Raw genomic sequence first — 13,565 nt, 5'->3', positions numbered from 1 at the left:
CGTTCGACTCAAACAGCTATCACGAATGAGACCAGCGTCGACTCGGTGCGTCGTGACACGGGGGGCAGACCGGCCCCCGGTGGCCGCGTGAGCGACCGGACGGCCCGCCGGGGCCAGAGCACCGTCATCGGTGTCGTGTTGATTCTCGGCCTCGTCGTCGTCGGAACGGCGGGGGTGCTGGTAATCGGGAGCAACGCGATTCAGGGCATCCGCGACGAGGCGAGCGCGAGTCAGGCCGAGGTGGCCATGTCGACGGTCGACTCCGAGGTGAGCGAGGTGGCGCTCGGCTACGCGAACTCGCGAGAGGTGGCGCTGGGCGGGCAGGAGCAGGCGACGCTGGACGAATCGGCGGGCCGCATCACGATAGAGCGGGCCGGCGCCAACGCCACCGGCCCGCCGCTCGTGAACACGACGATGGGCGCGCTGAAGTACCGAACCGGAGGGACGACCGTCGCGTATCAGGGCGGCGGCGTGTGGCGAGCGAGCCCCAACGGGCAGGCGCGGATGATATCGCCACCGGAGTTTCACTATCGCTGGGGGACCGACGCGGGCGACGAACCCACGCTGACGTTCCCGCTGGTCGTTCTCCGCGGGCCGGCGACGTCGTCTGACCAACTCCGGTTCGTCGACGGGCCGACGAACGCCGCGTTCCCGAACGCCAGCGCGGGGATGCAGAACCCGCTGGGGTCGGGGACGGTGAAAGTGACCATTCAGAGTGAGTACTACCGCGGCTGGGCCGAGTACTTCGAGACGCGCACCGACGCGGACACGGTCACGACAGACGACGCGAACCGGACGGTCGAAATCGTCCTCAGCGTCCCGACTCGGGGTCGAGAGGTAGAAGACTCCATCGCGTCGGAGGCACCGACGGTGCGAGTGAGAAGCGGCGCGACCGTCGACAGCTACAACTCCTCGGAGGGGAGCTATCCGATGACGAAGGGGGAGAACGGGAGCGTCTACGTCGGCGAGGACCTCAGCAACAGCGGGAGCGGCACCATCAAAGGCGACATGCGCGTCGACGGCGACTTCGAGGCCGGCGGCGGCATCACGGTCGAGGGGCGGCTAATCGTCGACGGCGACGCTGACCTTCGGGGTGGCGGCGTCACCGTCGACGACCGCATCATCGCCGACGGCGACCTGATACTGGGCGGGGGCGACAGTCTCAACAGCCCCGCCACCGTCAGCGGCGACGTCGTCGAATCCGGCGGCGGCGCCACCATCGACGCCGACGTGGTGGCGGGCGGCGACTACCGGAGCAGTTCCGGGACGATAAACGGCGACGTCCACATCGGCGGCGACTTCTACCCGGCGGACGGCCAGAACATCAACGGCGACCTGACAATCGGCGGGACGTTCGAGAACGGGCCGGACGACTATCCGAACGTGAACGGCGACGTGGACGAGAACGCGCCGGCGCCGGACCTGAGCGACGTCTCGGCGGCGCGCGACCTTCGGCCGCCGAACCTGCGACCCATCGACACCACGGTCCAGACGCGAATCTCGACCACCGCGGCGTCGAACGACAACGCCGGGAGCGACGTGGACCGAATCGAGAACGGGAACTGCCCCTGTACCCTGACCAACGGCACGTACTATCTCGACTCGCTGTCGCCGTCGGGGACGCTGACGCTCGATACGACGGGCGGGCCGATATATCTCGCCGTCGATGGCGACGTGGTGACCGACAGCGAGAACGTCGAAGTGGTCGGCTCGGGCAAGGTACACGTCTACGCCAGCGGCGACTACACCATCAGCGGCGGGTCGCGGTGGCTGAGCGTCGGCGACCGGGGCGACCAGATATGGCTCTACGGGACGAGCGACTCGACGGTCACCATCACGGACGGCGCCCGATTCTACGGCGTCGTCTACGCGCCCGGCAACGAGGACATCACGCTCGACGGCGGGTCGCGGGTGTACGGCGGCCTCATCGGTCAGGTGAGCGACGTGACAAGTGGGTCGAGACTCCACTACGACACGGTGCTCGCGGACCAGCGACCGGAACTGACCGGCGGTGGCGGCGCGCCCGTCACCTACCTCCACGTCACCGTCAACGAGATTCACGTCGAGGAGGCGTAACCGTCCGACTTTTGCCGACTGACGGGCAAGCACGCCCATGGCCGATTTCGACCCCGAGAAGTTCGAGGACAAGTACGCCCACTACTTCACCGAACTCCAGCGGGCGTACAAGAACGCCTTCGAGACGATGAACGAGCGATACGACTCCGACCTCGTCCACGCCATCGACCAGCAGGTGCTCAACGAGTCCGAGCCGTTCTACGAGGACGGCGAGTTCCGGGTGGAACTGCCCGAGAACCCGACCGAGCGCGTGACGGCCATCGTCGTCGACGAGGAGAAGTTGACGACGACACTAGAGCGCTACGTCGAGGAAATCGAGTCGGAACTTCGGTCGGTGTTCGGCGTCGACGAGACTGACGAACCAAAGGCCTAAGCCGGTCGGTACCCTTTCTGCGACTATGAGTACTGACGCCCAGGACACCGACACGGATGCCGAGGACGACCTCCGCGAGCGCGTGACGAACTTCCTGCGTCGCAACTTCCCGCAGATTCAGATGCACGGCGGGAGCGCCGCGATTCAGAACATCGACCTCGATACGGGCGAAGTGAGCATCCAGCTCGGCGGCGCCTGTTCCGGCTGTGGCATCTCCCCGATGACGATTCAGGCAATCAAGAGCCGGATGGTCAAAGAGATTCCCGAGATTACGAAGGTCCACGCCGACACCGGCATGGAGGGCATGGGTGGCGAGGGCGCCCACGACGAGGGCATGGAGCCGTCGTTCCCCGGCGAGACGAGCGACGACGCCGAGGGCCGCGACGAAGGCCCGCAGGCCCCCTTCTAACGCCGCCGAACGAACAGCTCGTTTTTCGCGCCGCGCACGCGCCCACTGAAAGGTTTAATCCCGCCCCGGTCGTGTCGCGTCTATGGACGCTCGTGAACTCGCCGTGAGTGCGGAGTACCTCGTCGCCGTCGAGACGGGCGACGACTGGCGGGAGGCCATCGAGCACGCTGCCGACGCCGAGGGCGTCACCTCGGCGTGGTTCACCGGTACGGGAACGGTCAGCGACGCGGACGTGTGGCACTACGACCCGAGTGCGGAGGAGCATCGCGCGGTCAGATTCGACGAGCCGCTGTCGGTCGCGGCGTGCATGGGACACGTCACAATCGAGGACGGCGACCCCGCGGCGCGGCCCTACGCCGTCCTGACCCGGCCGAGCGGGCAGGCGGTCGGCGGCTATCTCAACGCCGCGACGGCCGTCGACGGCTCCGTCTACCTGCGCTGTTTCGAGGATTCGAACACGGAGGCGACGACCGACTCGTGACACCGGACGACGAGCAGTACTTCGCGCGCATCGAAGACCGCCTCGACGAGGCGTTCGACCGCGCGGAGCGCGCCCGCAAGCGCGGCGACGACCCGACCCGTGAGGTCGAGATACCCGTCGCGCGCGACATGGCCGACCGGGTCGAGAACATCCTCGGTATCGACGGCGTGGCCGAGCGCGTCCGCGAACTCGACGGGCGGATGAGCCGCGAGGAGGCGGCGCTGGCGCTCGTCACCGACTTCGTTGAGGGGTCGGTCGGTGACTACGACACGGACGCCGGGAAAATCGAGGGTGCGGTTCGGACAGCGGTTGCACTCCTGACCGAAGGGGTCGTCGCCGCGCCCATCGAGGGTATCGACCGCGTCGAAGTGCTCGAAAACGATGACGGCACCGAGTTCGTCAACGTCTACTACGCCGGCCCGATTCGCTCCGCGGGCGGGACGGCACAGGCGCTCTCGGTGCTCGTGGCGGACTACGCCCGCTCCCTGCTGGGTATCGACCAGTTCAAACCCCGAGACGACGAAATCGAGCGCTACGCCGAGGAGGTGGGCCTCTACGACTCCGAGACGGGACTGCAGTACACACCCAAGGACAAGGAGACGAAGTTCATCGCCGAACACGTCCCGATAATGCTGGACGGCGAGGCCACCGGCGACGAGGAGGTGTCGGGCTTTCGCGATTTGGAGCGCATCGACACCAACGCCGCCCGCGGCGGGATGTGTCTCGTCCTCGCGGAGGGTATCGCGCTGAAGGCGCCGAAGATTCAGCGCTACACGCGCGACTTGGACGAAGTGGAGTGGCCGTGGCTGCAGGACCTCATCGACGGGACCATCGGCGAGAGCGACGACGAGGAAGCCGACGCGGACGAGGAGAGCGACGCGGAGGCGGGCGAAGACGAGAGCGACGACACGGCGACGGGCGCCCCCCGCGTCAAGCCGTCGGGGAAGTTCCTGCGCGACCTGATTGCGGGGCGCCCGGTGTTCGGCCACCCCTCCGAAGCCGGCGGGTTCCGACTCCGATACGGCCGCGCGCGAAATCACGGGTTCGCGACGGCGGGTGTCCACCCGGCGACGATGCGTCTCGTCGACGACTTCCTCGCGACGGGGACACAGATAAAGACTGAGCGACCGGGGAAAGCCGCGGGCGTCGTCCCCGTCGACACCATCGAGGGGCCGACGGTCCGACTGGCCAACGGCGAGGTGCGGCGCATCGACGACCCCGAGGAGGCGCTGGCGGTGCGCAACGGCGTCGAGGAAATCCTCGATTTGGGCGAGTATCTGGTGAACTACGGCGAGTTCGTCGAGAACAACCACCCGCTCGCGCCCGCCTCCTACACGATGGAGTGGTGGATACAGGAGTTCGAAGCGAGCGGCGCCGACATCCAAGCACTCCGGGACGACCCCCGCGTCGACCTCGAAGCCCCGAGCGTCGAGGAGGCGTTCGAGTGGGCGACCGAGTACGACTGCCCGCTCCATCCGGCGTACACCTACCTCTGGCACGACGTGAGCGTCGACGACGTCGACGCCCTCGCCGACGCCGTCAGTTCGGGGAGCGTCATCGCCGTCGAGGGCGACGGCGGCGTCTCGCGCGTTCGCGACCCCGAGGCGACAGCCGACGCCCTCGTCCTCGACTGCACGGACCGGCCCGAGGTCCGGGGCGCGCTCGAACGCCTCCTCGTCGAACACGTCGCGAGCGAGGACACGATTCGAATCACCGAGTGGCGACCGCTCGCCCGGTCGCTGGGCGTGACGACCGACCTCAGCCGCGAGTGGACGCTCGCCGACCTCTCGGAGGCGGCCCGGACCTACGAGGACGGCGACAACGCCATCCGCGCCGTCAACGAGGTGGCGCCCGTCACTATCCGGGAACGGGCGCCGACCCGCATCGGCAACCGGATGGGGCGCCCGGAGAAATCGGAGGGCCGTGACCTCTCGCCCGCCGTCCACACCCTCTTTCCCATCGGCGAGGCGGGGGGGAGCCAGCGCGACGTGGGAAGCGCCGCTCACGCTCACACGGACGCAGGCCAAGGCATCGTCGACGTCCAAGTGGGCCGGCGGTCGTGTGGGGACTGTGGCAACACGACCTATCGGCCGAAGTGTCCCGACTGCGGCGGCCACACCGACCCCGTCTTCGAGTGTGACTCCTGTGAGCGGGTGGTCGAACCCGACGAGTCGGGGCGCGTCCACTGCGACCGGTGTGACCGGGACGTGACCAGCGTCGAGTGGCGACAGTTAGACCTCGGCGAGCGCTATCGGGAGGCGCTCGACACCGTCGGCGAGCGCGAGGCGGCGTTCGAGATTCTCAAGGGCGTCAAGGGCCTCACCTCGGCGAACAAGACGCCGGAGGCGATGGAGAAAGGCGTCCTCCGGGCCAAACACGGCGTCAGCGCGTTCAAAGACGGGACCGTCCGCTACGACATGACGGACCTGCCCGTCACGTCCGTCCGCCCGGAAGAACTCGACGTGACCGCAGAGGACTTCCGCGAACTCGGATACGACACCGACATCGACGGCGACCCGCTTCGGTTCGACGACCAACTCGTCGAACTCCGGGTGCAGGACATCGTCCTCTCGGACGGCGCCGCCGAACACCTGCTGAAGACCGCCGACTTCGTCGACGACCTGCTGACGGAGTTCTACGACCTGCCGGCGTTTTACGACGTGGAGGAGCGCCAAGATTTGGTCGGCGAACTCGTCTTCGGGATGGCGCCGCACACGTCGGCGGCGGTGGTCGGGCGCGTCGTCGGGTTCACATCGGCCTCCGTCGGCTACGCGCATCCGTACTTTCACGCCGCGAAACGCCGGAATTGCTTCCACCCAGAGACGAAGGTGTGGTATCGGGAGGACGGGACGTGGACCCACGAGCGAATCGAGCGACTGGTCGAGGAGCGTCTCGACGACCCCGAATCCGATGACTTCGGAACGCTCGTGGAAGAACTCGACGGCGACGTTCACGTTCCAAGTATCGACGACGACGGCGAACAGGTACTGAAGCCGGTCGAAGCGGTGTCGAAACACCGGGCTCCCGACCATCTCGTCGAAATCGAGACGCGGAGTGGGCGCGAGCTAACGGTCACGCCGGACCACGAGGTCCACGTCTTTGATGGGGACGAGACAGTCACCAAACGCGCTAGCGAACTCACGACCGCCGATACGCTGGTGACGCCGACACAGGTCGACGTCTCTGGGTCCGTAGCTCAGTTCGACCTTCTCGAAGCGTTCATGGCGAACGAGGAGGTGCCGACCGATTCGCTGATGGTGAAAGGAATCGCGAAGGAACAGCTCTATGACCTCTTCACCGAAGCGCTGGCGGACGAGTGGGAGAGCGAATTCTACCCCCTGCAGAGCACGGCTGAACACCTCGGACTGGCAAAGAAGGCGTTGAGTAACTACGCCTATCGGGAGAGCATCCCGGCATCTCTGCTCGTCGAGGTGTTCGGCTCGCCAGCCGCCGTCGTCGAACGGGTCCCTGACGACGTGACGCTCGGTATGAAGCGGGACCGGGTCGATATCGACCGCGTTGTCGATATCGACGAGGAGTTTGCGACGCTGTTGGGGTACTACGCGGCGGAAGGGTTCGTCCGCGACCAAGAGACGTCCAAAGGGACGGTTCATCAGACGACTATTTCCGGAGCGGAATCCGAGGCACGGGAGTTCTTCGTCGAGGCGTTCGAATCGGCACTCGGCGTCGAGGCGTATCGAGAGAACGACGTGAAGGTAACTGTCTCGGGACGACTGCCGCGGGTGTTCTTCGAGTCGGTACTCGACTGTGGCGTCGGCTCCGAGAACAAGCGGGTTCCGGCATGTATTTTCGACGCGCCGGATGACATCGTCAGCGCGTATCTCAGCGGCTACTTCAGTGGAGACGGAACGGTCGACAAGAGCCGGCTGGAGGTGTCGGCCACGACCGTCAGCAGAGAGTTGAAAGAGGACCTGCTCGCGTTGCTCACGCGTCTCGGCGTTACGGCCCGCGTCGATACGACCGACCCCGTGCCACTCGTCGAGCAGTTCCCCGACTTCTACGACGAAGACTGCGAGTCGATGTCCGCGAAAGCGTACGTGCTCCGCATCTCCTCCGAAGATGCAAGCCGGTTCGCCGACGCCGTCGACCTCCATCTCTCGCGGAAGCGGAACCGACTGGCGGCACGAATCGAAGAGATAGACCTACGGAGTCGACGCGTCTTCGACGGGGGTAGCGGGGAGTACCTCGTCGACGAACTCGCCGAAATTTCGTACGTCGGCGCCGACGTCGAGCACACGTACTGTCTCACGGTTGCAGACACCCACTCGCTCGTCACGAACGACCTGTACACGGCCCAGTGCGACGGTGACGAAGATTGCGTCATGCTCCTGATGGACGGCCTCCTCAACTTCAGTCGGGAGTTCCTGCCGGACAAGCGCGGCGGACGGATGGACGCCCCACTCGTCATGTCCTCGCGCATCGACCCGACCGAAATCGACGACGAGGCGCACAACATGGACGTGGTCCGGGAGTACCCCCTCGAGTTCTACGAGGCGACCCGCGAGATGGCCGACCCCGAGGAGGTAGACATCGAAATCGCGGAGGATTCGCTGGACACGGAGTCGGAGTATCACGGCTTCGACCACACACACGACACCTCGAACATCGCCCTCGGCCCGGACCTCTCGGCGTACAAGACGCTGGGGTCGATGATGGACAAGATGGACGCCCAACTCGGCCTCGCGCGCAAACTCCACGCCGTCGACGAGACGGACGTGGCCGAGCGCATCATCGAGTATCACTTCCTGCCGGACCTCATCGGCAACCTCCGAGCCTTCTCCCGGCAGGAGACGCGGTGTCTGGACTGCGGGGAGTCCTACCGGCGGATGCCGCTCTCGGGCGACTGCCGGGAGTGTGGCGGGCGCGTCAACCTGACGGTCCACGAGGGGTCGGTGAACAAGTACATGGACACCGCCATCCGGGTGGCCGACGAGTTCGGCTGCCGGCCCTACACGAAACAGCGACTCGAAGTGCTGGAGAAGAGTCTGGAGAGTGTCTTCCAGAACGACCAGAACAAGCCGTCGCGGCTCGACGACTTCATGTGAGTTATTCGAGGTAGCCGAGGTCACGCAGGCGCTCTTGGGCCTCGTCGTCCATGTCGGCGACGGCGTCGTCGGTCACGTCGGCGGCGGCGGCGCCGGTCCACGCCCCGCCGACGTCGCTCTCGAAGTCGGCGAGGGCGCGTTCGGTGGCCGCTAGGACATCGTCGTCGGTGCCGGCGAGGTCCGTCCGCTCGTCGGGGTCGGTGTCGAGGCGGTAGGCCTCGTCGTCGATGCGGTCGATGCGGACGTACTTCGAGTCGGGGCTGCGCGCGGCGCGCATCCGGGAGTAAAAGCGGGAGTCCTCGGGGAGGTCGATGCCCGCCGCGGCGGCTTTCTCCTCCAGTTGCTTGAGTTCGACCACGGGCCGAGAGTACTCGACGAAGCCGTAGTCGCCGCCGGGCGCGGCGGCCTGTCCGGGGTCGGGGTCGGTGACGCCGTCGAACGCGCGGTAGTCGTCGGCGAGGAGGGAGCGGGTCGGGTCGCGGGGAACGGCGGTGTCACCGGGCGTGGCCGGGTCGCCGCCGTCGACGTCGAGGGCGTCGAGGACGGTGTGATACAGGTCGACGAGTTCGACGGTGTCGGTGCGGCGGTCCGCGGACAGTTCGGGGTGTTTGACCAGCAGGGGGACGTTCACCAGCGGGTCGTAGAGGCAGAACTCGTGGCCGTACAGGTCGTGTTCGCCGTGGAGTTCGCCGTGGTCGGCACAGACGATGACGGTGGTGTCCTCCCACTCGCCGCGCTCTTTGAGCCAGTCGAACAGGCGGGTGAGTTGGGCGTCGATGTGCGCGATTTCGGCGTCGTAGAGGCCGCGGATGTCCGCCCACTCGTCGTCGTCGATGTCGCGGGCGCCCGAATTGAACTCCTTGGAGTTCTGGCAGACGGCGGTGGTGTCGACGCCGGGAGCGAACTCCTCGGCGAACTCCTCCGGGGGGTGGTAAGGGAGGTGAGCGTCCATGAGGTTGATGAACGCGAACCAGTCGTCTGAGTCCTCGATGAACGACTGGGTGCGGTCGATGACGGCAGGCGTCTTGGAGTCGGCGCCCTCGCCGCCGGCGAAATACTCGTGGGCGACGTTGCCGAGGCTGACGAGTTTGTCGGCGATAGCGCGGAGGCGGTCGTTGTCGTTCATCGTCTTCCACGCGCGGGCGAGGGGGCCGGAGAGCAGGTCGCCGGGCATCACCTCGAAGAAGTTGTCTTGGGCGTCGAAGCCGTCGGTGAGGTGGGTGTAGGGCGTAATCCAAGCGTTCGAGGAGTAACAGGCGGTGTCGTACCCCGCCGTCGAGAGCGTCTCGGCGAGCGTGGTCGCGCCTTCGAGATAGGGGTTCTCTTGGTCGGCGCCGTGTTGGCTGGGGTAGAGACCGGTGAAGAGTGAGGCGTGGACGGGGAGGGTCCACGGGGCGGGGGCGACCGCTTCCTCGAAAACGGTTGCCTCGTCCGCGAAGTCAGCCAGCCCCGGCGTCGTCGGCCGGTCGTAGCCGTACGGCGTGAGGTGGTCCGCCCGAACCGTGTCCATGACGACGAACAGGACGTTTCCGGGGGCGTCGCTCGACATGCCAGCCTCTCGGTGTGTCGTGCGAATAAAGGCCGCGAATCGGTGTGGAGCTACCGCCAGTCGTCGAGGCCGGACGCGTCGCGAAGCTGTATGGACAGCCACGCGTCGTCACACGAAACGTCCGCGATGACGAACTCGGGAGCCCCAGTCCCGTCGTCGACCGAAGCCATGACATCCGAACTCTGCCCCCCAACAGCGGTCACGTCGAGCGCCATGTGTGTTAGATACTCACAACCGAATATAAAAACATCGATACGACGGCCAGCCGACACGGCGTTCGCAGAGTATTAGAGGGTGGGCGGCGGAACGGGTCACATGCACGTAGCCGACGCGATGACGCCCCGTTCGGACGTCGTGACCGTCGCTCTCCCCGGAACGAGGGACGACGCGCTGGAATATCTGCAGGAGCGGGGCTTCTCCTCGATTCCCGTCGTCAAGCCGACGGACGACGGGGAGACGTACCGCGGTCTCATCTCGCGGGACGACCTCATCGAGAACCCCGACGAAGACCAGTTGGCGATGCTGATGCGCGAGGTGCCGACGACGACGCCGGAGACGAGCCTCGTCGACGTCGCCGAAGTGATGCAGGCAGAGAACGCCCGTCGGGTGCCCGTCGTCGAGGAGGAACTCGTCGGCATCATCACCGTGACGGACGTGGTGCGGGCCATCGCCCGCGGGAACGTCGACGGCGACACGGCAGTCGAGTCGCTGGCGACGCGCGAGGTCAACACCACCTACCGCGAGACGCCGCTCACGGTCGCCGAACGCGAGATAAACTACGCGAACGTCCCCTACGCCGTCGTCCTCGACGACGAGGGCGAGATGACGGGGATGCTCACCGAAGTCGACATCATCGAGGTGGCACGGGTCGTCGAGGGTGAAGACGACACCGGCGAGAGCATCGCCAATCAGGACGACGAGTGGATGTGGGAGGGCATCAAGGCCGTCGGCAACCGCTACTTCCCGACCCGGAACGTCGAGATTCCGCGCGAACCCGTCGCGACGTTCATGACCGAGGACGTAGTGACCGTCTCGGGCCACAAGACGGCCCAAGAAGTCGCCCGAGTCCTGCTCTCGAACGACATCGAACAGGTCCCGCTGGTCGACGGTGGAGCGCTCGCGGGCATCGTCCGCGATATCGACCTGCTGCGGGGCATCTGAGCATGAGTCAGGCACGCGCCATCACCGAACTCGCGAAGCGTCGCGGCTTCTTCTTCGGTGCGAACGAAGCCTACGGCGGCGTCGCGGGATTCTACACGTTCGGTCCAGAGGGCGCGGCGCTCAAGCGCAACGTCGAGGCCGCGTGGCGGGACCGCTTTACCGTCCGCGAGGGCAACGACGAAATCGAGGCGCCGACCATCGCACCGGAACCCGTCTTCGAGGCGTCGGGCCATCTCGACGGCTTCGACGACATGCTCGTCGAGTGTGGCGAGTGTGGCGAGAGCCACCGCGCCGACCACCTCATCGAGGACGCATCGGACATCGAGGAGGCCGAGAGCCTGCCGATTCCGGAAGTCGAGGAGTTGGTCGCGGAGTACGAAATCGCCTGTCCCTCCTGTGGCGCCCCGCTCGCGGGGCGGTCGGTCGAGGAGTTCAACCTCATGTTCGAGACGGCCATCGGCCCGGGGTCGGGCCAGCCGGGCTATCTCCGCCCCGAGACGGCACAGGGTATCTTCGTCGAGTTCCCGCGCCTGAAGGAGTACGCCCGCAACAAACTCCCGTTCGGTATCACCCAAATCGGGCGCGCCTACCGCAACGAAATCAGCCCGCGGAAAGGCATCGTCCGAACGCGGGAGTTCACGCAGGCCGAACTGGAGCAGTTCATCGACCCCGAGACGGACGAGCCACCCCTCGACCGGGTGGCCGACGTCTCGCTCCGGCTCTACCCCGCCGACGAACAGGAGGACCCGGATGGCGGGTACGTCGAGTGTACGGTCGCCGAGGCCGTCGAAGACGACATCATCACCAGCGACTGGGTGGCGTACTACCTCGGCGTCGCCCGCGAGTGGTACGACCGCATCGGCGTCGACGGCGACCGGTTCCGGTTCCGTCAGCACCTGCCGGGCGAGCGTGCCCACTACGCGGCGGACTGCTGGGACGCCGAGAGCGAGGTGAGCGGCGCGGTGAGCGATGACCCGACCGTCGGCGACTGGATAGAAATCGCCGGCTTCGCCTACCGCGGCGACTACGACCTGTCGAAACACGCCACCCACGGCGACGACGACTTCACCGTCTTCGAGCAGTACGACGAGCCGAAGACGGTCGAACGGGCCGTCGTCGACCCCGACATGAGCGTGCTCGGACCGGAGTACGGCGGGCAGGCGGGAGCTATCGCGGACGAACTCCGTGCGCTCGCCGAGCGCGACCCGTCGGCGTTCGAGGGCGACGACGTGACCGTCAGCGTCGACGGCGAGGACGTGACCGTCGACGCCGACGTGGCCAACTTCCGCGTCGAGAAGCAGACGGAGGCGGGCGAACACGTCACACCACACGTGGTCGAACCCTCCTTCGGCGTCGACCGGACGGTCTACACCCTTCTCGCGCACGCGTACGACGAGGACCTGATTGACGACGAGGAGCGCACCTACCTCTCGCTGGCGCCGGAGGTGGCGCCGACGGACGTGGCGGTGTTCCCGCTGGTGGGAGACGAGGCGCTGGAGACGCTGGCCGACGACGTGGTCGCGGACCTTCGGGCCGCGGGCCTGTCGGTCGCTCACGACGACTCGGGGAACATCGGCCGGCGCTATCGCCGGCAGGACGAAGTCGGCACGCCGCTGTCGGTGACCGTCGACCACGAGAGCGTCGAGAACGACCCGACGACGGTGACGGTGCGGGACCGCGACACGACGGCACAGGTCCGGGTGCCGGTCGACGAACTCGCGGAGGAGTTACAGGTCGTCCTCGAAAGCGGCGGGAGCTTCGAGCGTCTGCTGGAGTCGTACGAACGAATCGACACCGACGTCACCCGCTCCTGAGATGGGCGAGGGCCGGACATGACGACCGGCGCGGAACTCCGGCGGCGGGCCGTCCACGCGAGCGGCGTGGGCTTTCCGGCGCTGTACATGCTGAATATCGTCGACTGGCAGGCGCTTCGCTATCTCCTCCTCCTCGCCGCATCGGTCGCCGCGGTGCTGGAGGCGATTCGGCTCCTCGTCGGCCTGAACTGGCAGGTGTACGAGACGCTGACGCGGGAGTACGAACGGGACAACGTCGCCGGCTACGCGCTCTACATGTTCAGCATGACCGCGGTGGCGTGGGTGCCGGCGTTCGACCCGCCCGTGGCCGTGGCCGGGATGTTGATGCTGACCATCGGCGACCCCGTGAGTGGCCTCCTCGGCTCGAACGAAGCGGGTCGCGCCAAGCGAGCGGGGGTTATCGCGGCGATGTTCGTCGTCTGTGTCTCGCTCGGCGTGCTAGCACTGGCCGGGAGCGTCTCGCTCCCCCTCGCTGTCGCCGCCGCGATGGTGGGTGGGGCGGGGGCGACAGTCGCCGACGGGTTCACACCCGTCGTGCGCGGCTACGTCCTCGACGACAACCTCACGATTCCGCCGGCGGCGTGTGTCGGTATCTGGCTGGTGCTTCGCGTACTCGGGTGAGCAGAAAAAGTGTCG

The 13,565-nt window shown here is 66.8% G+C and carries 10 protein-coding genes; 8 read left to right on the top strand and 2 right to left on the bottom strand.

Annotation, left to right across the window (positions count from 1 at the left end; genetic code table 11):
• Nucleotides 1-87 precede the first annotated feature (87 nt).
• From ACQUSQ_RS08295 to polC, 5 genes are all read left to right on the top strand, one after another.
• Nucleotides 88-2,076 (top strand): DUF7289 family protein, encoded by a 1,989-nt coding sequence (locus ACQUSQ_RS08295; protein ID WP_435068184.1) that lies wholly within the window; start codon nucleotides 88-90, stop codon nucleotides 2,074-2,076.
• Nucleotides 2,077-2,113: 37 nt separating this feature from the next.
• On the top strand, nucleotides 2,114-2,449 hold the full coding sequence (locus tag ACQUSQ_RS08290) for a DUF5783 family protein (protein ID WP_435068182.1): 336 nt from the start codon (nucleotides 2,114-2,116) through the stop codon (nucleotides 2,447-2,449).
• A gap of 25 nt (nucleotides 2,450-2,474) precedes the next feature.
• Nucleotides 2,475-2,858 carry a NifU family protein gene (locus tag ACQUSQ_RS08285; protein WP_435068181.1) on the top strand — a complete coding sequence of 128 codons (384 nt, stop codon included), beginning with the start codon at nucleotides 2,475-2,477 and terminating at the stop codon, nucleotides 2,856-2,858.
• An 82-nt stretch (nucleotides 2,859-2,940) separates the two neighbouring features.
• Nucleotides 2,941-3,339: a PPC domain-containing DNA-binding protein gene (locus tag ACQUSQ_RS08280; protein WP_435068179.1), complete on the top strand. Its 399-nt coding sequence runs from the start codon at nucleotides 2,941-2,943 to the stop codon at nucleotides 3,337-3,339.
• On the top strand, nucleotides 3,336-8,405 hold the full coding sequence (polC, locus tag ACQUSQ_RS08275) for a DNA polymerase II large subunit (protein WP_435068177.1): 5,070 nt from the start codon (nucleotides 3,336-3,338) through the stop codon (nucleotides 8,403-8,405). Before ACQUSQ_RS08280 ends, polC begins: the two co-directional genes overlap by 4 nt.
• Before the next feature lies 1 nt (nucleotide 8,406).
• On the opposite strand, the gene ACQUSQ_RS08270 is transcribed toward polC, so the two are convergent.
• Both ACQUSQ_RS08270 and ACQUSQ_RS08265 read right to left on the bottom strand, forming a co-directional pair.
• Entirely contained in the window at nucleotides 8,407-9,954 is a 1,548-nt protein-coding gene (locus tag ACQUSQ_RS08270) for a sulfatase (protein ID WP_435068175.1), read from the bottom strand.
• Between the two features lie 50 nt (nucleotides 9,955-10,004).
• Entirely contained in the window at nucleotides 10,005-10,169 is a 165-nt protein-coding gene (locus tag ACQUSQ_RS08265) for a DUF7556 family protein (RefSeq protein ID WP_435068173.1), read from the bottom strand.
• A gap of 100 nt (nucleotides 10,170-10,269) precedes the next feature.
• Between ACQUSQ_RS08265 and ACQUSQ_RS08260 the strand changes: the two genes are divergently transcribed.
• Genes ACQUSQ_RS08260 through ACQUSQ_RS08250 form a run of 3 tightly spaced genes read left to right on the top strand, consistent with a single transcriptional unit; the run spans nucleotide 10,270 to nucleotide 13,550 of the window.
• Nucleotides 10,270-11,115, top strand: a complete 846-nt coding sequence (locus ACQUSQ_RS08260) for a CBS domain-containing protein (protein WP_435068171.1) — start codon at nucleotides 10,270-10,272, stop codon at nucleotides 11,113-11,115.
• A 2-nt stretch (nucleotides 11,116-11,117) separates the two neighbouring features.
• Complete coding sequence (glyS, locus tag ACQUSQ_RS08255; RefSeq protein ID WP_435068169.1) at nucleotides 11,118-12,929, top strand: glycine--tRNA ligase; 1,812 nt, start codon at nucleotides 11,118-11,120, stop codon at nucleotides 12,927-12,929.
• A gap of 18 nt (nucleotides 12,930-12,947) precedes the next feature.
• Nucleotides 12,948-13,550, top strand: coding sequence for a dolichol kinase (locus ACQUSQ_RS08250; protein WP_435068167.1), 603 nt, complete (start codon nucleotides 12,948-12,950; stop codon nucleotides 13,548-13,550).
• Nucleotides 13,551-13,565: the final 15 nt, after the last annotated feature.

Origin of the sequence: Haloplanus sp. C73 (assembly GCF_051195115.1) — an archaeon.
Classification (GTDB): Archaea; Halobacteriota; Halobacteria; order Halobacteriales; family Haloferacaceae; genus Haloplanus.
This window is presented reverse-complemented; position numbering and strand designations above follow the sequence as displayed.

Bases quoted from the DNA above. Each gene is read 5' to 3' on its own strand.
- ACQUSQ_RS08250 (WP_435068167.1), top strand. From the start codon at position 12,948: ATGACGACCGGCGCGGAACTCCGGCGGCGGGCCGTCCACGCGAGCGGC.
- ACQUSQ_RS08270 (WP_435068175.1), bottom strand. From the start codon at position 9,954: ATGTCGAGCGACGCCCCCGGAAACGTCCTGTTCGTCGTCATGGACACG.
- ACQUSQ_RS08260 (WP_435068171.1), top strand. From the start codon at position 10,270: ATGCACGTAGCCGACGCGATGACGCCCCGTTCGGACGTCGTGACCGTC.
- ACQUSQ_RS08290 (WP_435068182.1), top strand. From the start codon at position 2,114: ATGGCCGATTTCGACCCCGAGAAGTTCGAGGACAAGTACGCCCACTAC.
- ACQUSQ_RS08285 (WP_435068181.1), top strand. From the start codon at position 2,475: ATGAGTACTGACGCCCAGGACACCGACACGGATGCCGAGGACGACCTC.
- ACQUSQ_RS08265 (WP_435068173.1), bottom strand. From the start codon at position 10,169: ATGGCGCTCGACGTGACCGCTGTTGGGGGGCAGAGTTCGGATGTCATG.
- ACQUSQ_RS08280 (WP_435068179.1), top strand. From the start codon at position 2,941: ATGGACGCTCGTGAACTCGCCGTGAGTGCGGAGTACCTCGTCGCCGTC.
- glyS (WP_435068169.1), top strand. From the start codon at position 11,118: ATGAGTCAGGCACGCGCCATCACCGAACTCGCGAAGCGTCGCGGCTTC.